Annotated in this window: 24 protein-coding genes and 1 tRNA gene; 15 read left to right on the top strand and 10 right to left on the bottom strand. The window is 70.9% G+C overall.

Annotated elements, in window-relative coordinates; translation table 11 throughout:
- The first annotated feature begins 135 nt into the window (after window positions 1-135).
- Genes ileS through ndk form a run of 4 tightly spaced genes read left to right on the top strand, consistent with a single transcriptional unit; the run spans window position 136 to window position 5,773 of the window.
- The gene (ileS, locus tag RWH43_RS07680; RefSeq protein WP_316001154.1) at window positions 136-3,594 is read left to right on the top strand and encodes an isoleucine--tRNA ligase; all 3,459 of its coding nucleotides are present in this window, start codon (window positions 136-138) and stop codon (window positions 3,592-3,594) included.
- Window positions 3,591-4,943 carry a bifunctional folylpolyglutamate synthase/dihydrofolate synthase gene (locus RWH43_RS07675; RefSeq protein WP_316001153.1) on the top strand — a complete coding sequence of 451 codons (1,353 nt, stop codon included), beginning with the start codon at window positions 3,591-3,593 and terminating at the stop codon, window positions 4,941-4,943. Before ileS ends, RWH43_RS07675 begins: the two co-directional genes overlap by 4 nt.
- Entirely contained in the window at window positions 4,940-5,353 is a 414-nt protein-coding gene (locus RWH43_RS07670; RefSeq protein ID WP_396652429.1) for a DUF4233 domain-containing protein, read from the top strand. The genes RWH43_RS07675 and RWH43_RS07670 overlap by 4 nt, the downstream gene beginning before the upstream one ends.
- A 3-nt stretch (window positions 5,354-5,356) precedes the next feature.
- Window positions 5,357-5,773, top strand: a complete 417-nt coding sequence (ndk, locus tag RWH43_RS07665) for a nucleoside-diphosphate kinase (RefSeq protein ID WP_144785245.1) — start codon at window positions 5,357-5,359, stop codon at window positions 5,771-5,773.
- An 896-nt stretch (window positions 5,774-6,669) separates the two neighbouring features.
- On the opposite strand, the gene RWH43_RS07660 is transcribed toward ndk, so the two are convergent.
- Entirely contained in the window at window positions 6,670-7,266 is a 597-nt protein-coding gene (locus RWH43_RS07660) for a vitamin K epoxide reductase family protein (RefSeq protein ID WP_144833751.1), read from the bottom strand.
- A 307-nt stretch (window positions 7,267-7,573) separates the two neighbouring features.
- On the opposite strand from RWH43_RS07660, the gene RWH43_RS07655 reads away from it, so the two are divergent.
- Window positions 7,574-10,174, top strand: a complete 2,601-nt coding sequence (locus tag RWH43_RS07655; protein WP_316001152.1) for an Rne/Rng family ribonuclease — start codon at window positions 7,574-7,576, stop codon at window positions 10,172-10,174.
- A gap of 136 nt (window positions 10,175-10,310) precedes the next feature.
- Here the strand turns inward: RWH43_RS07655 and RWH43_RS07650 are convergent, their stop codons facing one another.
- Window positions 10,311-10,586 carry a DUF4031 domain-containing protein gene (locus tag RWH43_RS07650; RefSeq protein WP_144833747.1) on the bottom strand — a complete coding sequence of 92 codons (276 nt, stop codon included), beginning with the start codon at window positions 10,584-10,586 and terminating at the stop codon, window positions 10,311-10,313.
- A gap of 212 nt (window positions 10,587-10,798) precedes the next feature.
- Between RWH43_RS07650 and rplU the strand changes: the two genes are divergently transcribed.
- From rplU to rsfS, 9 genes are all read left to right on the top strand, one after another.
- Complete coding sequence (gene rplU / locus RWH43_RS07645) at window positions 10,799-11,107, top strand: 50S ribosomal protein L21 (protein WP_138172328.1); 309 nt, start codon at window positions 10,799-10,801, stop codon at window positions 11,105-11,107.
- An 18-nt stretch (window positions 11,108-11,125) separates the two neighbouring features.
- The gene (rpmA, locus tag RWH43_RS07640) at window positions 11,126-11,386 is read left to right on the top strand and encodes a 50S ribosomal protein L27 (RefSeq protein WP_055836932.1); all 261 of its coding nucleotides are present in this window, start codon (window positions 11,126-11,128) and stop codon (window positions 11,384-11,386) included.
- A gap of 99 nt (window positions 11,387-11,485) precedes the next feature.
- Window positions 11,486-13,045: a GTPase ObgE gene (obgE, locus tag RWH43_RS07635; protein ID WP_144833745.1), complete on the top strand. Its 1,560-nt coding sequence runs from the start codon at window positions 11,486-11,488 to the stop codon at window positions 13,043-13,045.
- Window positions 13,042-13,878: a glutamate 5-kinase gene (proB, locus tag RWH43_RS07630; protein WP_144833743.1), complete on the top strand. Its 837-nt coding sequence runs from the start codon at window positions 13,042-13,044 to the stop codon at window positions 13,876-13,878. The genes obgE and proB overlap by 4 nt, the downstream gene beginning before the upstream one ends.
- Window positions 13,879-13,882: 4 nt before the next feature.
- Complete coding sequence (locus tag RWH43_RS07625; RefSeq protein WP_316001151.1) at window positions 13,883-15,142, top strand: glutamate-5-semialdehyde dehydrogenase; 1,260 nt, start codon at window positions 13,883-13,885, stop codon at window positions 15,140-15,142.
- Window positions 15,143-15,192: 50 nt separating this feature from the next.
- On the top strand, window positions 15,193-15,420 hold the full coding sequence (locus tag RWH43_RS07620; protein WP_144833739.1) for a hypothetical protein: 228 nt from the start codon (window positions 15,193-15,195) through the stop codon (window positions 15,418-15,420).
- A gap of 10 nt (window positions 15,421-15,430) precedes the next feature.
- The gene (gene nadD, locus RWH43_RS07615) at window positions 15,431-16,027 is read left to right on the top strand and encodes a nicotinate-nucleotide adenylyltransferase (protein ID WP_316001150.1); all 597 of its coding nucleotides are present in this window, start codon (window positions 15,431-15,433) and stop codon (window positions 16,025-16,027) included.
- Entirely contained in the window at window positions 16,024-17,217 is a 1,194-nt protein-coding gene (locus RWH43_RS07610; RefSeq protein ID WP_316001149.1) for a hypothetical protein, read from the top strand. The genes nadD and RWH43_RS07610 overlap by 4 nt, the downstream gene beginning before the upstream one ends.
- The gene (rsfS, locus tag RWH43_RS07605; protein ID WP_144833735.1) at window positions 17,214-17,594 is read left to right on the top strand and encodes a ribosome silencing factor; all 381 of its coding nucleotides are present in this window, start codon (window positions 17,214-17,216) and stop codon (window positions 17,592-17,594) included. The genes RWH43_RS07610 and rsfS overlap by 4 nt, the downstream gene beginning before the upstream one ends.
- Window positions 17,595-17,664: 70 nt before the next feature.
- On the opposite strand, the gene RWH43_RS07600 is transcribed toward rsfS, so the two are convergent.
- Genes RWH43_RS07600 through RWH43_RS07590 form a run of 3 tightly spaced genes read right to left on the bottom strand, consistent with a single transcriptional unit; the run spans window position 17,665 to window position 20,641 of the window.
- Window positions 17,665-18,603, bottom strand: coding sequence for a TAXI family TRAP transporter solute-binding subunit (locus RWH43_RS07600; RefSeq protein ID WP_316001148.1), 939 nt, complete (start codon window positions 18,601-18,603; stop codon window positions 17,665-17,667).
- Complete coding sequence (locus tag RWH43_RS07595) at window positions 18,600-19,988, bottom strand: sensor histidine kinase (protein ID WP_144833731.1); 1,389 nt, start codon at window positions 19,986-19,988, stop codon at window positions 18,600-18,602. Before RWH43_RS07595 ends, RWH43_RS07600 begins: the two co-directional genes overlap by 4 nt.
- Window positions 19,985-20,641 carry a response regulator transcription factor gene (locus RWH43_RS07590; protein ID WP_144833729.1) on the bottom strand — a complete coding sequence of 219 codons (657 nt, stop codon included), beginning with the start codon at window positions 20,639-20,641 and terminating at the stop codon, window positions 19,985-19,987. The genes RWH43_RS07595 and RWH43_RS07590 overlap by 4 nt, the downstream gene beginning before the upstream one ends.
- Before the next feature lie 187 nt (window positions 20,642-20,828).
- Here RWH43_RS07590 and RWH43_RS07585 point away from each other — a divergent pair, with 187 nt between their 5' ends.
- On the top strand, window positions 20,829-22,193 hold the full coding sequence (locus RWH43_RS07585) for an MFS transporter (RefSeq protein WP_230704699.1): 1,365 nt from the start codon (window positions 20,829-20,831) through the stop codon (window positions 22,191-22,193).
- A gap of 496 nt (window positions 22,194-22,689) precedes the next feature.
- On the opposite strand, the gene RWH43_RS07580 is transcribed toward RWH43_RS07585, so the two are convergent.
- From RWH43_RS07580 to RWH43_RS07560, 5 genes are all read right to left on the bottom strand, one after another.
- Window positions 22,690-22,762 (bottom strand) — tRNA-Ala (locus RWH43_RS07580).
- A 42-nt stretch (window positions 22,763-22,804) separates the two neighbouring features.
- Window positions 22,805-23,713 (bottom strand): 3-methyladenine DNA glycosylase, encoded by a 909-nt coding sequence (locus tag RWH43_RS07575; RefSeq protein WP_262346213.1) that lies wholly within the window; start codon window positions 23,711-23,713, stop codon window positions 22,805-22,807.
- Window positions 23,710-24,420, bottom strand: a complete 711-nt coding sequence (locus RWH43_RS07570; RefSeq protein ID WP_144833725.1) for an SOS response-associated peptidase — start codon at window positions 24,418-24,420, stop codon at window positions 23,710-23,712. The genes RWH43_RS07575 and RWH43_RS07570 overlap by 4 nt, the downstream gene beginning before the upstream one ends.
- 627 nt (window positions 24,421-25,047) lie before the next feature.
- Window positions 25,048-26,079 (bottom strand): App1 family protein phosphatidate phosphatase, encoded by a 1,032-nt coding sequence (locus tag RWH43_RS07565; protein WP_230704697.1) that lies wholly within the window; start codon window positions 26,077-26,079, stop codon window positions 25,048-25,050.
- 5 nt (window positions 26,080-26,084) lie between these two features.
- Window positions 26,085-26,765: a DedA family protein gene (locus tag RWH43_RS07560; protein WP_144833721.1), complete on the bottom strand. Its 681-nt coding sequence runs from the start codon at window positions 26,763-26,765 to the stop codon at window positions 26,085-26,087.
- Window positions 26,766-26,779: the final 14 nt, after the last annotated feature.

Below are 26,779 nucleotides of genomic sequence, written 5' to 3'. Positions count from 1 at the left end.
TAGAACCGCGCGGGGCAGGCCCGTCACAGCCGCAGTGAGAGTGGCACCGGTCCCGAACGGGGGCGGCGCAACGCGGGGTGGTACCGCGGTCCGCACGGATCGTCCCCGCAGGTGGATCCCAACCTGCGGAGAGACATGACCTACCCACGCCCCTCATCCTTCGGCCCGGCCGCTGACGCGCAGAGCGTCGCCGCCACGGCATCCGTCGTTCCGAGCCCCCGCTTCCCGTCGATCGAGAACGACACGCTCGACTTCTGGGCGCACGACGACACCTTCCGTGCCTCGATCGCCAACCGCGAGGGCGCCGAGGAGTGGGTCTTCTACGACGGCCCGCCCTTCGCCAACGGCCTTCCGCACTACGGCCACCTGCTCACCGGCTACGCGAAGGACGTCTTCCCGCGCTTCCAGACGATGCGCGGCAAGAAGGTCGACCGCGTCTTCGGGTGGGACACGCACGGTCTTCCCGCCGAGCTCGAGGCGATGAAGCAGCTCGGCATCACCGAGAAGGACGAGATCGAGGCGATGGGCGTGGCGACCTTCAACGCCAAGGCCCGCGAGTCGGTGCTCGAGTACACGCGCGACTGGCAGGACTACGTCACGCGTCAGGCCCGCTGGGTCGACTTCGAGCGCGGCTACAAGACGCTTGACACCACCTACATGGAGAGCGTGCTGTGGGCGTTCAAGACGCTCCACGACAAGGGTCTCGCCTACGAGGGCTATCGCGTGCTGCCGTACTGCTGGCGCGACGAGACGCCCCTGTCGACGCACGAGCTGCGCATGGACGACGACGTCTACAAGATGCGTCAGGACCCCTCGGTCACCGTGACCTTCCCGCTCGTCGGGGCCAAGGCCGAGGCGCTGGGTCTCACCGGCGTGCGTGCTCTCGCGTGGACGACGACGCCGTGGACGCTCCCGACGAACCTCGCGCTGGCCGTGGGTCCCGGCATCCGCTACGCCGTGATCGAGGGCGGGCCGAACGGTGCCGCCGACGTGCACCGCGCTCCCGACGGCACGCCCGACGAGGCGTTCGAGGCCGTCGCCCACCGCTACCTGCTGGCCGAAGACCTGCTTCCGGGCTACGCCAAGGACCTCGGATACGAGAGCGCGGATGCCGCCCGCGAGGCCGTGCAGTCCACGATCCTGGGCTCCGAGCTCGAAGGTGTGTCGTACGACCGCCTCTTCGACTACTACGCCGACGCCTCCGTCTGGGGCACGCAGGACGCCTGGAAGATCCTCGTCGACGACTACGTCACCGTCAGCGACGGCACGGGCATCGTGCACCAGGCTCCGGCCTATGGTGAGGACGACAAGCGGTTGGCGGATGCCGCGGGCCTGCCGACGATCATCTCGCTCGACGACAGCGGCCGCTTCCTGCCCGCCGTCGCCGACGTCGCCGGCGAGCTGTGGATGGAGGCCAACCGCCCTCTGATCCGCCTGCTCAAGCAGGACGGGCGCCTGCTGCGCGAAGCCTCGTACGAGCACTCGTACCCGCACTGCTGGCGCTGCCGGAACCCCCTGATCTACAAGGCCGTGTCGAGCTGGTTCGTGCGCGTGACCGACATCAAGGACGACCTGCTGGCGAACAACCAGCAGATCACCTGGGTGCCCGAGAACGTCAAGGAGGGCCAGTTCGGCAAGTGGCTCGAGGGCGCGCGCGACTGGTCGATCAGCCGCAACCGCTACTGGGGCTCGCCGATCCCGGTGTGGAAGAGCGACGACCCGAACTACCCGCGCGTCGACGTCTACGGCTCGCTCGCCGACATGGAGGCCGACTTCGGCCGCCTTCCGGTGAACGCCGACGGCGAGGTCGACCTGCACCGCCCGTACATCGACGACCTCACGCGTCCGAACCCCGACGACCCGACGGGGAAGTCGACGATGCGCCGCATCGAAGACGTGCTCGACGTGTGGTTCGACTCGGGCTCGATGCCGTTCGCGCAGGTGCACTACCCGTTCGAGAACCACGAGTGGTTCGACGAGCACGCCCCCGCCGACTTCATCGTCGAGTACATCGGGCAGACGCGCGGCTGGTTCTACGTGATGCACGTGCTCTCGACCGCGCTGTTCGACCGCCCGGCGTTCACCGGGGTGTCGTGCCACGGCATCGTTCTGGGCAACGACGGGCAGAAGATGTCGAAGTCGCTGCGCAACTACCCCGACGTGCGCGAGGTGTTCGATCGCGACGGGTCGGATGCCATGCGGTGGTTCCTCATGTCGTCGAGCGTGCTGCGCGGGGGCAATCTCGTCGTGACCGAGGAGGGCATCCGTTCGGGCGTGCGCGAGTTCCTGCTGCCGCTGTGGAACGCGTGGTACTTCTTCGCGACGTACGCCAATGCTTCGGCGGCGCCGATGGCTGAGCCTGTCGAAGCCTCCGGCCCCGGGGCCGCGGGGGTACCGGCAGCGACCGGCGGATACGACGCCGAGTGGCGCACCGACTCCACCGACGTGCTCGACCGCTACATCCTGGCGCTCACCGGCGACCTGGTGACGAACGTCGCCGCCGACCTCGAGGGTCTCGACTCCACGACGGCCGCCGAGCGCCTGCGCGACTTCGCCGAGGTGCTGACCAACTGGTACATCCGCCGCTCGCGCGACCGCTTCTGGGTGGGCGTGACCGACGACCCGCGCAGTCGCGAAGCCTTCGACACGCTCTACACCGTGCTCGAGACGCTGACCCGCGTCGCGGCCCCCCTGCTGCCGCTGGTCACCGAGCGCGTGTGGCAGGGCCTGACGGGCGGGCGCAGCGTCCACCTGACCGACTGGCCCGACGCCGCGGCGTTCCCCGCCGCCGAAGACATCCGCACCGCGATGGACACCGTGCGCGAGGTCTCGAGCGTCGCCAACGCGCTGCGCAAGCGCGAAGGCAAGCGTGTGCGCCTGCCGCTGCCGCGTCTGACGGTGGTGACTCCGGATGCCGCGGGCCTGGCCCAGTTCGACGACATCCTCCGCGAGGAGCTCAACGTGAAGAGCGTCGAGCAGGTCGCCCTGCAAGACGGGACGGCCGCCGAGTACGGCATCACGCACCGCCTGTCGGTCAACGCACGCGCCGCCGGACCCCGCCTGGGCAAGCAGGTGCAGCAGGCGATCAAGGCCGCCCGCGAGGGCGACTGGAGCGAGGTCGACGGACGGGTCGTCGCGGGCGGCATCGCCCTCGAGCCCACCGAGTACGACCTGGTGGTCGAGACGGCGGGTCGCCCCGAGGGCGAGGCGTTGGCCGTGCTCGCGCGCGGCGGTTTCGTGCTGCTCGACACCGTGACCACTCCCGAGCTCGAGGCCGAGGGACTGGCCCGCGACATGATCCGCGGCATCCAGGACACCCGCAAGGCCGCCGGCTTCGACGTGAGCGACCGCATCTTCCTCTCGCTCACCTTCGTCGAAGACACCGACGCGCAGGCCGTGGCCCAGGCGTTCGACGTCGCGGGCGTGGCATCCGAGACCCTCGCCGAAGCCGTCGTGCTCGCCGGTCCCGAGGGTCGCCTGATCGAGCGCGGCGAACTCGCGCCGGCCGAGTACGAGACAGTCATCGACGCCAAGACCTACGCGAACGTCGGCGCCGTCACGGTGGCCGTCGCGCGGATCGGAGCCCCCGCATGAGCGATCGCACCAGGGCGGATGCCGTCTACTCGGCGCTGCTCGAACGCCAGGGCGAGCAGTGGGTGCAGCCGCGCGTCGAGCGCACGCGCCGCGTGCTCGAACTGTTGGCCGACCCGCAGCGGACGTACCGCGTCATCCACGTGACGGGCACGAACGGCAAGACCTCGACCAGCCGCATGATCGAGAGCCTGCTGCGTGCGATGGGGCTTCGCACGGGCCTGTTCACCAGCCCGCACCTCGAGCGCTTCACCGAGCGGATCCTCATCGACGGAGAGCCCGTGGCCGACGCCGCGATCGCCGATGCGTGGGACGAGATCCAGCCGTTCGTCGGCATGGTCGACGGCGAGCTCGAAGCCGCCGGAGACGCCCCGCTGACGTTCTTCGAGCTGCTCACGGTGCTCGCGTTCGTCGTCGCGGCCGACGCGCCGATCGACGTGCTCGTGCTCGAGGTCGGCATGGGCGGGGAGTGGGACTCCACGAACACCGCCGACGGCGACGTCGCGGTCTTCACCCCGATCGACATCGATCACGTCGACCGTCTGGGCTCGACGATCGCCGAGATCGCCACGGTGAAGGCCGGCATCATCAAGCCGGGTGCCGCGGTCGTCTCGGCCGCGCAGCCCGACGAGGCCCTGCGCGCGATCCGCGCTCGCGCCGAGAAGGAGGGCGCCACGGTCGCGGTGGCCGGAGACGGCTTCGCCCTCGAGGGCCAGACCCTCGCGGTCGGCGGGCAGCAGCTCGACATCCGCGGGGTCGCGGGTGCGTACCGCGAGGTCTACCTGCCGATGTACGGCGCGCACCAGGGCGCCAACGCGGCCCTCGCCGTCGCTGCCGTTGAGTCGCTCATCGGGGGCGGCACCCAGCCCCTCGCCGCCGACGTGGTGGCCGACGGCATCGGCAACGCCACCTCGCCCGGCCGCCTGCAGCTCGTCGGCACCGCACCGACCGTGCTGGTCGACGCCGCGCACAACCCTCACGGCGCCCGCGCGTTGGTCGCCGCCCTCGACGAGGCCTTCGACATCGACGAGTGGGGCGCCGTGGTCGGCATCCTCGACGGGAAGGACGCGGTCGGCATCATGTCGGCCCTCGTCCCCGCCGTCGCGCGCGTGTTCGCCACGGCTCCCGACAGCGACCGCGCGACCGACCCCGACGTGATCGCCGATGTGGCCGAGGCCGCCGACCTTCCGGTCACCGTGCACCCGACCCTCGAAGACGCCGCCGACGCGGCGCGCGCGTGGGCCACGGAGTCCGACCGCCGGGCCGTCGTCATCGCCGGATCCGTCGTGCTCGCCGGAGAAGCCCTGCGCCTGGCGGAGCTCGAGGACTGGAAGTCGGGGTGGCAGGCGTGAGCCCGCGTGAGCCACGCGCTCCGCGCCCCCGGCGCCAGCGCGGCGCGCAGGAGTCGCTCGGCTCCGTCGTGCTCGGCTTCGAGTCGATCATCGTCTTCCTCGGCGGTCTCGTCGTCTACGGCCTCAAGGTGCTCCCCGCGGGCATCGAGCCGTGGTGGGGGATCGTCGGCGGTGTCGTCATGGCGATCGCGATGGTCGCCGTCTCGGGCCTGCTGCGTCACCGCTGGGCGCTCTTCGCCGGGTGGGGCCTGCAGGTCGTGCTGCTGCTCGCCGGTTTCCTGGTTCCGGCCCTCGCCGTGGTCGCCGTCATTTTCGGCGGCATGTGGGCGTATGCGACGATCAAGGGAGCGGCGCTCGACCGACGCAACGCCCGGCTCGCCGCTGACCCCGACCTCTCGAACGGAGAATGACCCATGGCTACCGAAGAGACCCTCGTCCTGGTCAAGCCCGACGGCGTCGCCCGCGGCCTGACCGGTGCGATCCTGGCCCGCATCGAGGCGAAGGGCTACGCGCTCGTCGACATCCGCCTCGTCGAGCCTGACCGCGAGACCCTCGCCCAGCACTACGCCGAGCACGAGGGCAAGCCGTTCTACGAGCCGCTGCTCGAGTTCATGATGTCGGGACCCTCCGTCGCGATCCGCCTCGCCGGCAACCGCGTCATCGAGGGCTTCCGCTCGCTCGCGGGCACGACCGACCCCACCACCGCCGCCCCTGGCACGATCCGCGGCGACTTCGGCCGCGACTGGGGCCTCAAGGTGCAGCAGAACCTCGTCCACGGATCCGACAGTGTCGAGTCCGCCGAGCGCGAGCTCGCGATCTGGTTCTCCTGATCCCGGATGCCGAGAAGGCCGCCGCCCCGCGAGGGGTGGCGGCCCTCGTCGTTCGGGGGAGAAGTGGCTGACCCTGTCGAAGCCGCCGGGCCCTGTGTCGGGCTCGCGGCAGAGGTGGCTGAGCCTGTCGAAGCCACCGGTCCCCGCGTCGGTCGGGGGAGAGGTGGCTGAGCCTGTCGAAGCCACCGGTTCCTGCGTCAGGCTCACGGCAGAGGTGGCTGACCCTGTCGAAGCCGCCGGGCCCCGCGTCGGGCTCGCGGCAGAGGTGGCTGAGCCTGTCGAAGCCACCGGGACCCGCGTCGGTCGGGGGAGAGGTGGCTGAGCCTGTCGAAGCCACCGGGCCCTGCGTCGGGCTCGCGGCAGAGGTGGCTGAGCCTGTCGAAGCCACCGGGCCTGCAGTGGGTCCCGGTCCCTTCGACAGGCTCAGGGACCTCAGTTGCGCGGGCTCACGCGGGTCCCGGTCCCTTCGACAAGCTCAGGGACCTGTGCTGCGCGGCCTCGCGCGGGTCCCGGTCCCTTCGACAGGCTCAGGGACCTGCGCTGCGCGGGCTCACGCGGGTCCCGGTCCCTTCGACAGGCTCAGGGACCTGCGCTGCGCGGCATCGCACGGGTCCCGGTCCCTTCGACAGGCTCAGGGACCTCAGTTGCGCGGGCTCACGCGGGTCCCGGTCCCTTCGACAAGCTCAGGGACCTGTGCTGCACGGGTCCCGGTCCCTTCGACAGGCTCAGGGACCTGCGCTGCGCGGGCTCACGTGGGTCCCGGTCCCTTCGACAGGCTCAGGGACCTGTGCTGCGCGGCCTCGCACGGGTCCCGGTCCCTTCGACAAGCTCAGGGACCTGTGCTGCACGGGTCTCGGTCCCTTCGACCAGCTCAGGGACCTGTGCACCCCGTGGGGTCAGAGCTGGGCGAGCACGTTCAGCCGCAGCTGCGCGATCACCGCGACGACGACGAACGCCACGATCGTCATGAGCGGCACCCACGCCATGAGGCGGTCGGCGACCTCGCGCACGCGCTCTCGCGGGATCACACCCTCGCGCAGCACGTGCAGCGTCACCACGAAGAACGACGGGATCACCACCGACCACGTCACCATGCACCACGGGCAGAGGGTCGCCAGCACGAACAGGCTCTGCGAGATCAGCCAGATGACGAAGCTGATCGCGAAGACGAAGCCCAGCCAGAACAGCACCCAGAACCACCGGGCGAAGCGGGCGCCGGCCAGCAGCGCCATGCCGACCACGATCGGAGCGATCCACGCGCCGAGACCGATGATCGGATTGGGGAAGCCGAACACGCTGCCCTGGGCCGACTGCAGGTTGGCCGAGCACTGCACGAGCACGCTGAAGTCGCAGGATGCCGCGGTGCCGGGGTTCTGCAGTTGGGCGAAGCGTTCCATCGTGAGCGAGAAGGCCGCCCACCACCCGACGACGCCCGCGAAGATCAGCCAGATCGCGACCACGACCGGACGACGGGGAGTGACGGTTTCGCTCATGGGGGCGATTCTTGCACTGCCCCGCTATGCAGTCGCTTTGAACGCGCCTGGCCGTCGCGACGCGCCCGCGAGACCGGCAGAAGGCTTCTCGTGGGCGAACGCGGCGGTTCGTGCGATAATAAAGGCTGATGTGACCGCGGCCGCGCCGCAGGAACATCACCCAGAAGACTTCGGGCGATGACCGCCCTTCGCAGCACGAGCCGCAGGCCGGCTGCAGACCGAGTGAGTTCGCGGCCCCGCCGGGTGCGGCGCCGCATGAGATTTCGTCGGGCGACGCGCGGTGTCGCCCGCCAGGGAGTACCTCCGCATGGCTGATGTGACCGACGATCAGAACCCCACCGACGACACGCCCCCCACGTCCGCGTCCGACGTGACTGCCCCCGATCTCGCGGCCCCTGCGGTCGACGAAGAAGAGGCCGCGGTTCAGGATGCCGAAGACGCGGCGTCGACCGACACCGAGGCCCCCGCGGTGCTCGACGAGGCCGCCGCGGCGTCCGAGGACGACGCGAGCGCGCCCGCCGAGGCTCCCTCCGACGAGGTGCCCGCCGAGGCCCCTGTCGACGAGGCCCCCGCCGAGGCAGCGGCCGACGAGGCGACTCCGGCTGCCACAACCGAGCACACGGCACCCGAGGCCGACGCGACGGCCGAGGCGCCGGCATCCGCCCCCGAGCCCGAGGCAACCTCCGAGCCCCAGGCGGCCCCCGAGCCCACGGCCCCCGCCGAGCCCGAGAAGCCCGCGCGCCCGACCGCCGTCTCGCTCGGACTGCTCCCCGAGAACTTCGTCTCCGCCGTCTCGACGGCCCTGCACTTCTACGCCCCCGAGCTGCCGCCGCTTCCCGTGCGCGACGACTCGTGGGACCGCGACGACCGCGACGACGACGCCCCCGCTGAGCGCGGCTCCGCCAACGCGCGTCGCCGCAACCGCCGCCGCGGGGGAGTGGGCACCGGTTCCGACGAGGTCGTCGAGGCCCCGGCTCCGCCCGTGCGCCAGCGCGCGGTCGAGGTCATCACCGAGCCGCAGCGCATCAAGGGTTCCACGCGCCTCGAAGCCAAGAAGCAGCGTCGCCGCGACGGTCGCGAGGCCGGTCGCCGTCGCCCCGTCGTGACCGAGGCCGAGTTCCTCGCCCGCCGCGAGGCCGTCGACCGCGTCATGGTCGTGCGCTCGAAGGCCGGTCGCATCCAGATCGCCGTCCTCGAAGACAACGTGCTCGTCGAGCACTACGTCGCGCGCAACCAGGACGCCTCGCTCATCGGCAACGTGTACCTGGGCCGCGTGCAGAACGTGCTGCCGAGCATGGAGGCCGCGTTCGTCGACATCGGTCGCGGCCGCAACGCCGTGCTGTACTCCGGCGAGGTCGACTGGGACGGCGTCGAGACCAACAACCAGCCGCGTCGCATCGAGCTCGCCCTCAAGTCGGGCGACCGCGTGCTCGTGCAGGTCACCAAGGACCCCGTGGGTCACAAGGGTGCTCGCCTGACGAGCCAGATCTCGCTGCCCGGCCGCTACCTGGTCTACGTGCCCAACGGCACGATGAACGGCATCTCGCGCAAGCTCCCCGACACCGAGCGCGCGCGCCTGAAGAAGATCCTCAAGGAGGTGCTCCCCGAGTCGTCGGGCGTGATCGTGCGCACCGCCGCCGAGGGCGCCACCGAAGAGCAGCTGACCCTCGACGTCCAGCGCCTCACCGCGCAGTGGGAGCACGTCTCGAGCCAGATCAAGACCATCCAGGCCCCGGCCCTGCTGCACTCCGAGCCCGACCTCCTGGTCAAGATCGTCCGCGACGTCTTCAACGAGGACTTCACGCGCATGCTCATCCAGGGCGACGAGGCGCTGCAGACGATCTCGTCGTACCTCCAGGGCGTCGCCCCCGACCTGCTCGAGCGGGTCGAGAAGTACGAAGGCGAGCAGGACCCGTTCGACGCGTTCCGCGTGACCGAGCAGATCGAGAAGGCCCTCGACCGCAAGGTCTGGCTGCCCTCGGGCGGCTCGCTCGTGATCGACCGCACCGAGGCCATGACGGTCGTCGACGTCAACACCGGCAAGTTCGTCGGCTCGGGCGGAAACCTCGAAGAGACCGTCACCAAGAACAACCTCGAAGCGGCCGAAGAGATCGTGCGCCAGCTGCGCCTGCGCGACATCGGCGGCATCATCGTCGTCGACTTCATCGACATGGTGCTCGAGTCCAACCGCGACCTCGTGCTGCGCCGCCTCATCGAGTGCCTGAGCCGTGACCGCACGAAGCACCAGGTCGCCGAGGTCACCTCGCTCGGTCTGGTGCAGATGACCCGCAAGAAGCTCGGCCTCGGCCTTCTCGAGACCTTCAGCGAGGCGTGCGAGGTCTGCGCCGGTCGTGGCGTCGTCGTGCACCACGACCCCGTGGTCAAGCACCGTCCCGCGGGCTCGTCGTCCAACGGCGGCGGCAACGCCAACGGCGGTTCGTCGAACCGTCGCGGCCGCGGCGGCAACGGCCCCTCGAACGGCAACAACGGAAACGGCGGGGGCAACGCTCCGGCGCAGAACACCGGCGCAGCGGCGGCCCCGGCCGGCGGCACGCACACCATCACCGAGGGCGTGAAGTCGGCGCTGGCGCAGATCGCGGCATCCACGGTCAAGCCCACCCTCGACGATCCCGCCGTGGTCGAGGCGGCGGTCGTCGCGTCCGTCGAAGCCGTGCTCGAGGCGAAGAGCGATTCCGCCGCCGAGGCCCCGGCCCCGGCGCGCGAGAAGCGTCCGCGCAAGAAGCGCGAGCCCAAGGCTCCCCGCACCGAGAAGGACGCCCTGCTGGAGTCGGTGCTCGAGGCGCTTCCCGAGCCCAAGGCCCCCGGTCAGGGACGCTCGCGTCGTCGCGTGACCACGGCAGCGCTGACCGGTACGCCGGTCAACGCGCAGCCGACCACCGAGGCCTGAGCCCGCTTCTCCCGTGAGGGGTCGCTCTCCGTCGCCGAGCATCGCTCGGGCGAGGGCGAGCGGCCCCTCACGCGCAGGAGGAGGGGGACGGATGCCGAGGGGCCCGGCGGGCCGTCAGAACGCCGACAGTCGGCCGTCAGGCGCCGGGGCGGCGCTCTCGTGCCGTGATCCGCAGACCCGAGGCGCGCAGACGGCGCACGAGCTCCTTGCCGCCCACGTGCTCCGCGCCCGCGGCGACGAGGTCGGCGTGCCGCTCGTCGGGCACGTCGTAGTGGTCGAGGTCGAAGGCGCGGCGGGGAATGCCGGCGGCGGAGGCGAAGGCGTGCAGCTCGGCGAGATCGCTGTCGCTGACCAGGTGCGCCCACAGTCGACCGTGTGCGGGCCACTGCGGGTCGTCGATGAGGATCGCCATCCCGCGATCCTACGGTCGACACGCGGGCGGATGCTTTTGCCGGATGCCCTCCGGTGAGCTAAACTCGACCCTTGGTGCGTCGCGTCCGCTCTGTACGAGCGAGACCCCGCTGACTTTCGTCGGCCGGATCGCACCGAGACTTGGGTCATCAGACCCTCCCGACGTCATCAGACAACCGGAGCCCCGCGGCTCCCGAACGAAACAGGTGTGAAGTGGTTTACGCAGTTGTGCGCGCCGGCGGCCGCCAGGAGAAGGTCCAGGTCGGCACCATCGTCGTGCTCGACCGCCAGAAGGCGAAGATCGGCGAGAGCATCCAGCTGCCCGCCGTCCTGTTCGTCGACGGCGACGCGGTCACGACCGACGCCGACAAGCTCGCGAAGGTCTCGGTCACGGCCGAGGTGCTCGGCGAGGAGCGCGGTCCGAAGATCGTGATCCAGAAGTTCAAGAACAAGACCGGCTACAAGAAGCGCCAGGGCCACCGACAGGACCTCACGCGCGTCAAGATCACCGGCATCAAGTAAGAGCCAGGAGACGCAGAGATGGCACACAAAAAGGGCGCAAGCTCCACCCGTAACGGTCGTGATTCCAACGCACAGCGCCTCGGCGTGAAGCGTTTCGGCGGCCAGGTCGTCCTCGCCGGCGAGATCATCGTCCGCCAGCGCGGCACGCACTTCCACCCCGGCGCCAACGTCGGCCGTGGTGGCGACGACACGCTGTTCGCTCTGGCCCCCGGTGCGGTCCAGTTCGGCGCGAAGGGCGGCCGCAAGGTCGTCAACATCGTCACCGCTGCAGCGGAGTAATCCACAGCGCTTCGGCGCTCCAGAGGGGGTGGGCTCAGCCCGCCCCCTCTTCTCGTTTTTCACGTCGGCATCGCCCGACCCTTCCCGGAAGGACCCGCCATGGTCACCTTCGTCGACCGCGTGACCCTGCACCTGCGTGCAGGAAAGGGCGGCAACGGCTGCGTCTCGGTGCGCCGTGAGAAGTTCAAGCCGCTGGCCGGTCCCGACGGAGGCAACGGCGGCAGCGGCGGCGACGTCGTTCTCGTCGCCGACCCGCAGACGACCACGCTGCTGTCGTACCACCACTCGCCGCACCGCTCCGCAGGCAACGGCGGATTCGGCATGGGCGATCACCGCTCGGGCGCCCTCGGTGAAGACCAGGAGCTGCCCGTTCCGCTGGGCACCGTCGTGAAAGACGTCGACGGCAACGTGCTCGTCGACATGATCGCCCCGGGTATGCGTTTCGTCGCCGCCCCGGGCGGCCTCGGCGGGCTCGGCAACGCGGCCCTGTCCTCTCCCAAGCGCAAGGCTCCCGGCTTCGCGCTGCTGGGCACCCCCGGCTACGAGGGCGACGTCGTCCTCGAGCTCAAGACCGTCGCCGACGTGGCCCTGGTCGGGTTCCCCTCGGCCGGCAAGTCGAGCCTCATCGCCGCCGTGTCGGCGGCGCGGCCCAAGATCGCCGACTACCCGTTCACCACGCTGCATCCCAACCTCGGTGTCGTGCAGGCCGGCGACGCGCGCTTCACGATCGCCGACGTGCCCGGCCTCATCGAGGGCGCGAGCGAGGGCAAGGGCCTCGGGCTGGAGTTCCTCCGCCACGTCGAGCGCTGCACGGCCCTCGTGCACGTGCTCGACTGCGCCACCCTCGACCCCGGCCGCGACCCGCTGAGCGATCTCGACATCATCCTCGCCGAGCTCGCCGCGTACCCCGTGCCCGAGGGCCAGGTACCCCTGCTCGAGCGCCCGCAGATCATCGCCCTCAACAAGGTCGACGTTCCCGAGGCGCACGAGCTCGCCGACTTCGTGCGCCCCGATCTCGAGGCCCGCGGCTTCCGCGTGTTCGAGATCTCGACTGTCAGTCGCTCGGGCCTGCGCGAACTGACCTTCGCCCTGGGCGAGCTCGTCGAGCAGCACCGCCTGGCCACGATCGCTGAGGCTCCCGCCGAGCGCGTCGTCATCCGCCCGCGCGGCGCCCAGAAGGACTTCGAGATCAAGGTCGAGGGCGGCACGTACGGCCCGGTGTACCGGATCCTCGGCGACAAGCCGGTCAAGTGGGTGCAGCAGACCGACTTCCAGAACGAAGAGGCCGTCGGCTACCTCGCCGATCGTCTCGCGCGCCTCGGCGTCGAAGACGGACTGTTCCGCGCCGGCGCGGTCGCGGGTGCGACCGTCGTCATCGGCCCCGGAGACGGCATCGTCTTCGACTGGGAGCCCACGCTCACCTCGGCCGCCGAGCTGATGACCGCTCCCCGCGGCACCGACCCGCGTCTGGTGCAGAACCCGCGTCGCACCTCGTCGGAGCGTCGCGAGCAGTACCACGAGCGCATGGATGCCAAGGCCGACGCCCGCGCCGAGCTCGAGGCCGAGCGCCGCGCGGCGCGTGCCGTGGGCATCACGCCCGACGGCGACTCGGCGGAGCTGCAGGAAGCGGCATCCGGTACCGAGGACGACCAACGGTGACCGCGTCGACGCGCGCCGACATCCCCGGCGCCGCCCGCGTCGTGGTGAAGGTCGGTTCGTCGTCGATCAGCGGCGACGGTGCGCACCGCATCGACACGATCGTCGAGGCCCTCTCGCGCGCGCATGCGGCGGGGACCGAGGTCGTGCTCGTGTCGTCGGGTGCCATCGCCACCGCTCTGCCGCTGCTCGATCTGGGCGGGCGTCCGAACGACCTCGCCACGCAGCAGGCCGCCGCGGCGGTGGGGCAGAACGTGCTCATGTGGCGCTATCAGACCTCGCTCGATCGCTTCGGGCTCCTCGCCGGTCAGGTGCTGCTGACCGCGGGCGACCTCGAGAACGCCACCCACCGCTCCAACGCCCGTCGGGCCATGGAGCGTCTGCTGGGCCTCGGCATCCTCCCGATCGTCAACGAGAACGACACCGTCGCGACGCACGAGATCCGCTTCGGCGACAACGACCGCCTCGCGGCCCTCGTCGCCCAGCTGATCGGCGCCGACGCCCTGGTTCTGCTCAGCGACATCGAGACGCTCTTCACGCGTCCGCCGAGCGAAGCGGGCGCGCGTCCGATCGTCGACGTGGCCTGGGGCGACGACCTGTCGGACTTCGAGTTCGGCGCGGGCGTCGTCAACGGCGTGGGCACCGGGGGAGCGGCCACCAAGGCCTCCGCGGCCAAGCTCGCCTCCACCGCCGGCGTGGGAGTGCTGGTCACCAGCGCCGACCTCGTCGCCTCGGCCCTCGCGGGCGAGCAGGTGGGCACCTGGTTCGCCCCCAACCCCGACCCGGTGACCCTGGCAACGGGCCCCGTGGGCGCTGTGGGCGCGCCGGTACACTGAGCGCATGTCCGTGATCGCCGCCTCCGTCGACGAGCGCCTGCGTCTGGCGAAAGACGCCGCGCGCGAGATCGGGCTGCTCGACTCCGTACGCAAGTCCGCGGTGCTGCGCGCCGTCGCCGACGCCGTCGAGGCCGCGACCGACGAGATCGTCGCCGCGAACGCCGAAGACCTCGAGCGAGGGCGGGCGGATGCCATCGGCGAGGCCCTCCTCGACCGCCTGCGCCTCGACGCGGGGCGCGTAGCGGCCCTCGCCGCGGCGGTGCGCGACGTCGCCGACCTGCCCGACCCCGTCGGACGCGTGCTCGACACCCGCACCCTGCCCAACGGCCTCGCGCTGCAGAAGGTCGCGGTGCCGTTCGGCGTCGTCGGTTCGATCTACGAGGCGCGTCCCAACGTCACGGTCGACATCGCCTCCCTCGCCCTGCGCTCCGGCAACGCCGTCGTCTTGCGCGGCGGCTCGGCGGCCCAGGCCAGCAACGCCACCCTCGTGCGCGTCATGCGCGATGCGCTGAGCGCCCAGGGGGTCGATCCCGAGGCGATCCAGAGCGTCGACGATTTCGGCCGCGACGGCGCCCGCGCGCTGATGAACGCCCGCGGGCTCGTCGACGTGCTGGTGCCCCGCGGCAGCGCGGGTCTCATCGAGACCGTCGTGACCGAGTCGACCGTGCCGGTGATCGAGACCGGAGCCGGTGTCGTGCACATCGTCGTCGACGCCTCCGCGCGCGCCGACTGGGCGCGCGATATCGTGCTGAACGCCAAGACGCAGCGCCCGAGCGTGTGCAACGCCGTCGAGACGGTGCTCGTGCACCGCGACGCGGCCGACCGTCTGCTGCCCGAGCTCTTGGCATCCGTGATCGACGCCGGCGTCACCGTGCACGGCGACGAGACCACTCGCGCGACCGACTCGCGCGTCGTGCCGGCCAACGACGACGACTGGGCGCGCGAATACGGAACCCTCGACCTCGCCGTGCGCGTCGTCGACGACCTCGACGAGGCCCTCGCCCACATCCGCCGCTACTCGACCCAGCACACCGAGTCGATCATCACCGATGACCAGAGCGCCGCCGATCGCTTCCTCGCCGAGGTCGACTCGGCCGTCGTGCTGGTGAACGCCTCGACACGTTTCACCGACGGCGGGGAGTTCGGCTTCGGCGCCGAGGTCGGCATCTCGACCCAGAAACTCCATGCCCGCGGCCCCATGGGGCTCGCCGAACTGACGAGCACCAAGTGGCTCGGGCGCGGCGGCGGCCAGGTCCGCGCCTGACCGCCTAAAATGACAATGCGCTCTGCGCAGACACTTCGAACGGAGCACTGATGACTTTCGTGTCACTTCTCGCCCAGGTCGCCGAACAGGCCGGACACCACGAGGGCGGCAACGTGCAGGCCACGACCTTCTGGTACGGCGCCCTGGCCTTCGTGGTCTTCGTCTGCCTGAGCCTGGTCACCCTGTCGTACCGCAACGTGTCGAACCGTCACGCGCACAAGGCCGAGGCGTACACGAAGAAGCACGGCACGCCCACCCCCGAGGCGCACGGCCACTGAGGCCCGCTGTATGTCGGTGACGCGCGCCCCTCGGATCGGGGTCATGGGTGGGACGTTCGATCCCATCCATCACGGTCACCTGGTCGCCGCCAGCGAGGTCGCCCAGTCGTTCGATCTCGATGAAGTCGTCTTCGTTCCCACGGGTCGCCCGTGGCAGAAAGACGACGTCACCGAGAGCGAGCACCGCTACCTCATGACGGTGATCGCGACGGCATCCAACCCGCAGTTCACCGTGAGCCGCGTCGACATCGACCGCGCCGGCCCGACGTACACGATCGACACGCTGCGCGACCTGCAAGACCAGCGGCCCGGTGCCGAGTTGTTCTTCATCACCGGCGCCGACGCGGTGGCCCAGATCCTGAGCTGGCGCAACCACCAGGAGCTGTGGGTCCTCGCGCACTTCGTCGCCGTCTCGCGCCCCGGTCACGTACTGACCACCGAGGGCCTCCCGTCGCAGAATGTGAGCCAGCTGGAGATTCCGGCGCTGTCGATCTCGTCCACCGACTGCCGCGCCCGTGTGCGCCGAGGACACCCCGTGTGGTACCTCGTGCCCGACGGCGTCGTGCAGTACATCGCGAAGCACCACCTCTACCGGAGCAAGCCATGAGCACGTCCGAGAACCCCGAGACTCCGCCCCTGACCCGTCGTCAGCTGCGTGAGCTCCGCCAGACCGGCGCGACGCCCATCATCGTCCCGCAGCCCGACGGCGAGACCCCGGATGCCGCGGCCGTCGAGCCCGCGACCCCGACGACCCCCATCGACGAGACGTCGACGCCGCACCAGGTCATCGATGCCGTGCCCGAGGGTGAGCAGCCGGCCGAGCCCGCTTCCGCGGAGGAGGCGCCCGTCGAGGAAGCCCTGTCCGACGAGGCTCCGGCCGAGGAAGCACCCTCCGACGAGGCTCCGGCCGAGGACGCCCCGGTCGACGAGGCTCCGGCCGACCAGGCTCCGGCCGAGGAGGCCCCGGCCGACACCGCCGACGAGCCCGCGCCCGCCGTGGCCGCCCTCGACGAGCGTCCGGCCGCTGCGGCCTTCCCCCCGGCCTTCGGCTCGCCCTTCTCCGACGACGGCGCCGAGTTCGGCGTCTCGGGTCTCACCCGCCGCCAGGTGCGCGAGCAGGAGAAGATCCGTACGGCCGCCGTACCGATCATCAGCTCCGATCTCGAGCGGTCGCAGCCCGCGGCTCCGGCCCCGGCTCCCCGCGCCGACGATGCGCCGGTGCTCCCCGCGATCTTCCGCCCCTCCGCCCCCGAGACCGACGAGACGGCCGTCTCCGAGCCGCAGGGCGCCGCCTCCGTCGTCAATCCGGCGCTGGGCTCCGACCTGCTCGAGGGTGTGACGCCCGACGTCACCCTGCCCGCCTCGTTCGATCAGCTGATCACGCGCGGACCGGGCGGCACGGGCGCCGTCTCGACGCCCAATGCGCTGATCCTCTCGCAGACCCCGACCGGCGTGCCGCTGGTCGGCCCGATGACCGGCACCGGCGAGATCATGATCACCGGTTCGTTCGACCTTCCGGCGGGCCTCGGCTCGGTCGGGCACGCCCCCGGCACGACCGACGGCCATGACGCCGACGCCGTGCTTCTCGACGGCGAGCTTCCGCCCGCCTCGTCGCCCACGCCGATCGCCGCGAGTGCGGCCATCAGCACCGTCAAGCAACCCGGCGAGATCATTCGCCCCCCGGCGCCCGAGAAGGGGAGCAAGCTCCTCCTCGTGCTCGTCATCACGACGGGCATCCTCGCGCTGGGAGTGGTCGTGGCCCTCGGCCTCGCCATCACGACAGGAGTCTTCCGATGACAGCCACCGACAACGGCCGCGAGATGGCGCAGATCGCCGCCATCGCCGCCGACGCGAAGGGCGGCGACGACATCGTCGCGCTCGACGTGTCGGAGCCTCTTCCCCTCGTCGACATCTTCCTTCTCATCACCGGTCGCAACGAGCGCAACGTCGCCGCGATCGCGGACGAGATCGAAGAGAAGCTCCTCGAGTCGGGCCACAAGCGCCTGCGCCGCGAGGGCCGACAGGAGTCCCGCTGGGTGCTCCTCGACTTCGGCGACCTCGTCGTGCACGTCTTCCACGAGGAGGAGCGCGTGTACTACGGCCTCGAGCGCCTCTGGAAGGACTGCCCGGTCGTTCCGATCGAGCTGCCCACGCCGGCCAACGCCGCCGACTGAGCTGCGCGTGTTCGACGCCCTCTGCCCGCTCGGGCAGGGGGCGTTCTGGCGTGCGCCCGAGCGGATCGGGTCAGCCGTACCGTTCGCGATAGCGCCGCTCCGCCGCCGGGTGCAGCGCGAGGGGCGCGGTGTCGATCAGGCTCGCCGGCGTCAGGTATTGGATGCCGAGGGCGTCGGCCGGCACGAGCGCCGGGGCGTCGTCGATGAGCGCGTCGACGAGCCCGCGTACGAGGTCGTCGGCGAGGTCGCTGCGCGCGAGCAGCAGGTTGGCGACGCCGATCGTGGGGACAGCGCGCGGGGCGTCGTACACACCCGCCGGAATCGTCGTCGCCGCGTACACCTCGGGGTACGCGCGGGCGAGACCGTCGAGGGCGGGGGTGGTGTCGATCACGGTGATCGGCACCCGGGTTGCGAGGTCGGCGATCTGCGGGGTGGGAACACCGCCCGACCAGAACAGCGCGTCGATCGTGCCGGCCGCGAGGTCGTCTACCGCTTCGCGGAACGTGCGCTCGACGACGCGGGGCGGCGTGGCCGAACCGGCCAGCCCCGACACCTCGAGCACACGACGCGCGGTGGCCGCCGCCCCCGATCCCGGCGCCCCGAGAGACACCGTCCGCCCCGCGAGGTCGTCGAGGGTCCGGATGCCGCCGTCGGCACGCACCACGCACTGCAGGTAGTTCTGGTAGACGCGCCCGATGGCCACGACGTCGGCGGCGGGATCCGCGGCCGCCGCGGAATCCACCAGCGACAGCGCGAGGTCGACGTGTCGCGCGGCGAGCAGAGCGAGGTTGTCGACGCTGCCCTCGGTGGGCAACGGTGAGATGCGCAGGCGGGTCGACGAGCTCGTGGCATCCGCCAGCAACTCTCCGAACTGCAGGTAGCTTCCGCCCGCTTCGCCGCAGCCCAGCACCAGGGGAGGGGCGGCGGTGGGGACGCACCCGGAGAGCACGGCCGTCGATCCGGCGAGCAGAGCCCACGCGAGCGCCTCACGGCGCGTCAGGGCCGTCATCGGTGCTCCCAGACGAGACGCGCCGCGAGACCGCCCGCAGCCGCCCGTGAGAGGTCGAGCCGGCCGCCCGCGGCGCGCATGAGCTGCGCCACGATCGCCAGACCCAGGCCGGTGCCCGGGCGCGAGGGCTGCGCGGTGCTCCTCCAGAAGCGCGTGCCCATGCGCTCGAGGTCGGCATCGGTCAGGCGCGTGCCCGAATCCTCCACGACGAGCTCGACCCCCGCGGCATCCGGAACGAAGTGCACCCACACCTCGGCACCGGCCCCGGCGTACTTCGCGGCGTTGTCGAGCAGCACGTCGACCATCTCCTCGAGATCCGCCTGCGCGCACGGGGCGGTCACGAGCGCGTCGTCGTCCGCGTGAAGGGTCAGCCCCGCGTCGGTGAGGCGCCGGCGGTGCCGGTCGGCGAGGCTCGCGGCCGACACCGTGCACTCGCGCACGACGCCGTCGTCGCGTGCGGCGTCGAATCCGTGGCTGCGCGCTGAGGCGCGGTGCTCGGCGTTCGCGAGGGTCAGCATACGCTCGACCGTGTGCTCGAGGCGGTCGAGGTCGTCGTCGACCGCGGAGAGGTCATCGGCGGCGTCGCCCTCGCGCGGAAGACCGTCGACGCGCAAACGGATCGCGGCGAGCGGCGTGCGCAGCTGGTGCGAGGCGTCGGCGACGAATCCGCGCTGTTGTTCAAGGCTGCTCTCGACCTCGGCCGTCATGGCGTCGAACGCCCGGCTCAGCCGGCGCAGCTCGGGCGGACCCATCGGGGGCAGGGGAGTGGGGTCGCGGTGGGCGGTGAGCGCGGCGACGGCGGAATCCAGCGCGCGCACGGGACGCAGGACCCATCGGGTCCACAGCAGCGAGGCGCCCATGAGCGCGGCCAGCAGCAGCAGGCCGATCACCCCGACGACCACCCACGCCCATGTCACCTCGGCCTTGGCCGCGGTCAGGTCGACCTCGAGCACGACCACGCCCGTCGACAGGTCGCCCGCCGCGATCACCGGCACGGCAACGAGCGCCGTAGAGGGCGCCCACGGGGTGACCCGCGGCAGGTCGAGCTGGGGGATCGCGCGCGCGGCGGCGCCGACGATGCCCGAGACGCGGTCGTCGGGCACGAGGGTCCCTGCCGCCGCGACCGGCACGCCGCGGTCGTCGAGCACCATCACCGACTCGCCGTACACCGCGTGGAAGCGATCCAGGTAGGTCTGCAGCGACGCGGCCTGGTTCTGCACGAGCGCCGTGCGCGCCCGCTGCACGACCTGGTCGAGCGCGGCGCTGCGTTGCAGCGACACCTGCTGCGTACGCGAGTCGGCGATGGACTGCGCCACCGGGATGAGCACCGCGATCACGGCGATGAGGCCGAACACCAGCAGCGGCAGGAGCACGCGAAGTCTCACGCGGCGTCCTCGAGGCGGTAGCCGAAGCCGCGGATGGTCGTGATCGTGACCTCGGGCACCTTCTGCCGCACCTGACCCAGATGCACGTCGAACGAGCGCGACGACGCCGCGTAGGCATCGCCCCAGACCTCGTCGAGGATGAGGCGGCGGCTCACCGCCTGTCCTGCCCGACGGGCGAGGGCGAGCAGGATGCCGAACTCGTTGGGCGTCAGCGCCACCTCGCGCCCACCGACCTGCACGCGGTGCGCATCCACGTCGATGTCGACGGGACCTGCCTGCACGCGCGTGGGCTCGTCGGGAGGGCTGTAGCGCCGCGTGACGGCGATGAGACGGGCGAGGAGCTCGTGCAGGCGAACGGGTTTGACGAGGTAGTCGTCGGCGCCGAGCGACAGCGCCCGCACCGTCGAGCGCTCATCGCCGCGGGCCGTCACCACGATCACGGGGATGGCGGTCACCTCGCGCAGCTGGCGCAGCGCGTCGAGGCCGTCCATGTCTTCGAGCCCGAGGTCGAGCAGCACGACGTGGGCGTCGCGGTGGCGCAGCAGCACGTCGCTGCCACGGGAGACGCGGGTGCACGTGTGACCCGCGCGCGTGAGCGCCGAGACCAGCGCTGCGGCGACGGAGCCGTCGTCCTCGGCTACGAGTACGTGCATCGCACCATCGTAGGCAGACGCGCCCTCGGGCTGCGGTCGGGCGGGCCGGGTGGAATGTAAGGCGGATGTAAGGATTCCGGATGCCGCGTCGCCGGTCGACCACGATGGCGGAGACACCCCGCGACGCCGCCGGGATCGCGAGTCGGCGACGCGGGGTTCCAGAACCCTTCGACAGATCGGAACCACGATGTCAACGACGACAACGATCCCCACGAGCATGCGGCGGTCGATCTCGAACACGCTCAAAGGCTCCGCGGGCAACCTCGTGGAGTGGTACGACGTCTACGTCTACTCCGTGTTCGCGGTCTACTTCGAGTCGCAGTTCTTCAGCGCCGACGACAAGAACTCGACCATCTACGTGTGGGCGATCTTCGCCGTCACCTTCCTCATGCGACCGATCGGGTCGTGGTTCTTCGGACGCTTCGCCGACCGGCACGGACGCCGCCTGTCGCTGACGGTGTCGGTGTCGCTGATGGCCTTCTGCTCGCTCGTGATCGCCCTCGCACCGACGGCCCAGGCGATCGGCGCCGGCGCCGTCGTCATCCTCGTGTTCGCGCGTCTCGTTCAGGGCTTCGCCACCGGCGGTGAGTACGGCACGAGCGCGACCTACATGTCGGAGGCCGCGATGCCCGGTCGCCGCGGCTTCCTCTCGTCGTTCCACTACGTCACCCTCGTGGGCGGTCACGTGCTCGCCCAGACGACGCTGCTCGTGATGGTGCTGACCCTCGACGATCAGGCCATCACCGAGTGGGGCTGGCGCGTCGCCTTCGCGATCGGCGGCGTCGCCGCCGTGGCCGTCTTCTGGATGCGACGCACCATGGACGAGTCGCTCGAGAAGAGCGTCATCGCCGACACCAAGGCAGGCAAGACGCGGCAGTCGGGCTCGATGCGCGACCTGTTCGTCAACAACTGGCGTCCGCTGCTGCTGTGCTTCGCCGTGACCGCCGGTGGCACCGTCGCGTTCTACACGTACTCGGTGACCGGGCCCAACATCGTCAAGACGGCCTTCTCGGGCGGCGACGTCGTGACCGGAACCGTGATCAACCTGATCGCGCTGACGGCCCTCATGCTCATGCAGCCCCTCGGCGGGTGGCTGTCCGACAAGGTCGGACGCAAGAGCCTGCTGGTGTTCTTCGGCGTCGGCGGCGTGATCTACACGTGGTTCCTCATCACGATGCTGCCGCAGCAGACGAACGAGTTCGCGGCGTTCGCGATCCTGCTCGGCGGGTTCGTCATCCTCACCGGGTACACCTCGATCAACGCGCTCGTGAAGGCGCAGCTGTTCCCGACCCACGTGCGGGCGCTGGGCGTGGGCCTCGGCTACGCGCTGGCCAACTCGCTCTTCGGCGGCACCGCCCCGCTGCTGTACGCCGGAGCGCAGAGCACCTCTCAGGTGCCGCTGTTCATCGTCTACGTCACGGCGATCATCGCCGCCTCGCTGCTGGTGTACATCTTCGCCCTGCGCAACAAGGCGCCGAACTGGCTCGACGACGAATTGCTCATGCGCGAGACGCACGCAGTGAAGTCCCGCGAGACGGTGTCGTCCCGCTGACACGTCCCCGAGGGGCGCCTCCTCCGTCGAGGGGAGGCGCCCCTCGCCGTGCGCGTGCCCGGCGAGGCGGTTGTCGAGGGATGCCGCGGTGCGCAGCGCACTGCGCAACCTCAGCGATCCGCACAATGTCGGTGGCATCCGGCGCCCTCGGGCTGAGGTTGTGCGGATCGCCGAGGTCGTGAGGAAAGGGGAGAGGGGCCCCGCGCGCGGCGCAAACTCAGCGATTCGCGCTTTGTCGGTGGCATCCGGTGCCCTCGGGCTGAGGTCGTGCGAATCACCGAAGTTGTGCGGCCTCGGACGGATGCCGCGGTGCCCCGTGCACGGCGTAACCTCAGCGATCCGCGCAATGTCGGTGGCATCCGGCGCCCTCAGGCTGAGGATGTGCGAATCGCCGAGGTCGTGCGGAAGGGGAGAGATGCCGTGACCTCGGCCGACCGGGAACGCACCGTGCGGGAACGAAGAAAGCCCCCGCCGAAGCGGGGGCTTTCTCTCTGGGTGGACCTGAGGGGACTCGAACCCCTGACCCCCTGCATGCCATGCAGGTGCGCTACCAGCTGCGCCACAGGCCCGTATTTTTTGTTTTCCGCCCCGTTTGAGGCAACTCCATGAGCTTACAACAGAGTTCGCGACGGCAGGAAATCCGCGCCGCCGGGCGTGTCGTCGACCCCCGTGACGGCCGTCAGGATGCGGCCGCGTAGGCGCTGTCCGCGCTCGCTCAGAGCACGCTGTCGCGAGACATACTGCGCCTTGCCCTCGGGCGTCTCGATCGCGACGGGCTCGTAGCCCCAGGCGGTCAGGTCGTAGGGCGAGGCCTCCATGTCGAGGGTGCGGATATCGCGGGCCAGCTCGAACGCATCGAGCAGCGCATCGCCGGGAACCAGCGGTCCGAGCTTGACCGCCCACTTGTAGAGGTCCATGCCGGCGTGCAGGCACCCGGGCTGCTCGCGCTGCGGTTGATCGTCGCGCGTGAGGGGCGATCGGTTCAACGGCACGGCCTCGGGCGTGAAGAACCGGAAGGCATCGAAGTGCGTGCAGCGCAGATCGTGCGCCTCCACCACGGCGTCGGTGCCCGCGCGGCCCAGGCGCAGGGGCACCGCGTGCCGCACCTCGTCGGCGCGATAGGCCATGGCCCATTCGTGCAGGCCGAAGCAGCCGAACTGGCCCGGGCGCTCGCGCGTGGCGCGTAGCAGGTTGACGATGCCGCGGTACATCGCCCCCTTCTCGTCGCGGAAGCGAGCGGCATCCACCCGCACGTCCGCGCCCTCGGCGCGGTACCAGCGCCACTCGGCGCGCTCGGGCGCCTGCTCGAGCGCGACGTCGGCGCCCGGATGCCAGCGCCGCAGGATTGCGGGCTTGTACGAGTAGTACGTGAAGAGGAAGTCCTCGACGGGGTGCTTCTCGGCACGGCTCGCGCGGGCGCGGTGCTCGGCGGTGAGCAGGTCGGCGCGCTCGGCGTGCGCGGTCGCGGCGGCGGTCCACTCCACCCGCGAGAGCGCCGGAGCCTCGAGCAGCAGCGTCACTCCACCGGCTCGATCAGCTCGGGGGAGTCGTTGCGCACGTTGCCGACCGCGGCCGACACGACGTGGTCGTCGAGTGTCTCGGCGACGTCGGGAGCGGCGTCGATCGCGGCGTCGAGGATGTCGCCCACGTTCTCGGTCGTCGGATCGAGCCAGAAGTCGGCGAAGTCGGGGTCCATGAACAGCGGCATGCGGTCGTGGATCGACCCGAGGCGCCCGATCGCGTCGCGCGTGAGGATCGTGCAGCTGAGCACCCAGCGGGCGGGGTCGTCGTCGGCGCGCGCGGGGTCTTTCCACCACTCGTACAGGCCGGCGAAGAACATCGGCGACCCGTCGGCGGGGTGGATGTAGTGCGGCGTCTTGCCGGCCTCGGTCGTCTTCCACTCGTAGTACCCGGATGCCGGGATGATCGCCCGTCGCTTGATCAGCGCGTTGCGGAACATGGGCTTGTCTTCGACCTCTTCGCTGCGCGCGTTGAACGCGCGAGCGCCGATCTTGACGTCTTTGGCCCACCCGGGGACGAGGCCCCAGCGCGCGACCTCGAGGCGCCGCACCGGGGGCTCGCTCTTGATCGAGTCGAGCACGATGCCGACCTGCGAGGTCGGGGCGATGTTGTAGGAGGGCTGGGGCAGCTCATCGGCCTCGACGTCGACGCGGAGCACCCCCACGAGCTCGCTGGCCACATTGGCTACGACGAATCGACCGCACATGCCTCCACCGTACGCGCCACCTCCGACATCGGGCCGCCCGCGCACGTCGGGCGGCCGCGCAGCCTCAGTGATCCGCACATCCTCAGCCGGAGGGCACCGGATGCCGCCGACATCGTGCGAATCGCTGAAGATACGCGGCGCGCCGGGGCCGCGGCATCCGGGATCACGCGTCGCGCAGCCTCGGTGATCCGCGCACCCTCAGCCGGAGGGCACCGAATGCCGCCGACATCGTGCGAATCGCTGAAGATACGCGGCGCGCCGGGGTCGCGGCATCCGGGGTCACGCGTCGCGCAGCCTCAGTGATCCGCGCACCCTCAGCCGAAAGGCGCCGGATGCCACCGACATTGCGCGAATCGCTGAAAATACGCGGCGCGCCGGGGCCGCGGCATCCGGGATCACGCGTCGCGCAGCCTCAGCGATCCGCGCACCCTCAGCCGGAAGGCACCGGATGCCACCGACATTGCGCGAATCGCTGAAGATACGCGGCGCGCCGGGGTCGCGGCCTCCGAGATCACGCGTCGCGCAGCCGCAGCGATCCGCGCACCCTCAGCCGAAAGGCGCCGGATGCCACCGACATTGCGCGAATCGCTGAACATACGCGAAGCCACCGGGCCGCGGCATCCGACATCAGGCGTCGCGCGAGATGACGCCCGTGTTCTGCAGGCGGTCCAGCAGGCCCGCGCCGTCGGACTCGCTCACCCACGGCACCTCGGCCGCGGAGTGATCGTCGACGACGGTGCGGCCACCGGCCAGCACGGCCTCGGCGGGCAGCAGCTTGCGGATCGCGACGGCCGCGACGTTGTCGGGGTGCTCGATCGCGAAGCCGGTGTAGATGGCGTCGTCGTGCTGACCGTCGTCGCCGACCAGCAGCCACTTCACCTGTGGGAACTCCGCGGCGAGGCGGCGCAGGTTCTGCTCCTTGTGGTCGCGTCCGCTGCGGAACCACCGGTCGTGCGTGGGGCCCCAGTCAGTCAGCAGGAACGACCCGGCCGGGAAGAGGTGACGGCGCATGAAGCGCGTGAGGGTCGGGGCGACGTTCCACGCACCGGTCGACAGGTAGATGATCGGGGTTCCCGGATGCTCCCGCGTCAGTCGCTCGAGCATCACGGCCATGCCGGGTACGGGCTGGCGCGCGTGCTCGTCGACCACGAAGGAGTTCCACGCCGCGAGCAACGGGCGGGGGAGCAGCGTGACCATGACGGTGTCGTCGATGTCGCTGACCACGCCGAAGCGCACGTCGGAGCCGACGATGAACACGCGGGTCTCGGTGGGCTCGCTGCCCTCGACCGACATCGTGATGCTCTGCCACCCGGGCTTCAGCGTCGCGGGGAGCTTGGCGTCGATGACCCCGCCGCGGTCGGCGGGGACGTTGTGCTCGACGCCGTCGATCGTCACGGTCACGTGCGCGAAGCCGACCGGAACGGCGGCAAAGCTACGCCATCCCCGCAGGCTCTCGACGTCGCCGGTCGAGGTGCGGCGGGCCGGCGGGGCGATCAGCACGCGGCCGAGCACGCGCACCCATTCCTCGGTGCCGTACCCGGGGAAGCCCGTCACGCCGGGGCGCAGGCCCCGCGCGCGGGCGCGGCGTTCGCGCCACCGGTGGAACCGGCGCTCGAGTCGGGCGAACCAGAGCACTTTGGCGCGAGGAGAGCGAGGCATCGGCCTCAGTCTTTCACGTCACCGTCCGCAGGTTCGAGGGTGGCGCTCTCGTCGGCGAGGTGTCGGCGCTCGACGCGCTCCAGGATCTTCTTGCCCACGAACACCAGCACGAGGAACGCCGCGAGGATCCCCACGAAGATGTAGCCGGCGTAGTGGATCTGATCGCTCAGCTCGCGGTAGGTGCCGGCGGCGGTCGCCGCGATGGTGACGTAGAGGCCGGCCCACACGATGCAGGCGGGGGTGGTCCAGGCGAGGAAGCGGCGGTAGCGGTAGCCGCTCATGCCGACCGTCAGCGGCACGAGCGAGTGCAGCACGGGCAGGAAGCGCGAGAGGAAGATGGCGGGGCCACCGCGACGGCGGAGGTAGCGGTCGGCGCGCTCCCAGTTGCGTTCGCCGAGCTTCTGACCGAGCTTCGACGCCCGAATGCGCGGGCCGAAGTAGCGGCCGAGCCAGAACCCGAGGCTCTCACCGGCCAGGGCGCCGATGACGATCGCGGCGGCCAGCACCACGCCTTCGACGGGTGAGGCGACGGCGGTGCCGGCGACGATGACCATGGTGTCGCCGGGGACGATCAGCCCGACGAGCACGCTCGTCTCGAGCATGACCGCGACACCGGCGAGGATCGTGCGCAGCACGGGATCGACGTTCTGGACGACGTCGAGGAGCCACGTGAGGATCTCGTTCACCTCGGTCAGCCTAG

Origin of the sequence: Microbacterium algihabitans (genome assembly GCF_032464975.1) — a bacterium.
GTDB classification, from domain to species: Bacteria; Actinomycetota; Actinomycetes; order Actinomycetales; family Microbacteriaceae; genus Microbacterium; species Microbacterium algihabitans.
Note: the sequence above shows the minus strand (reverse complement) of the source record. Positions and strands in the feature narration are given on the sequence as shown.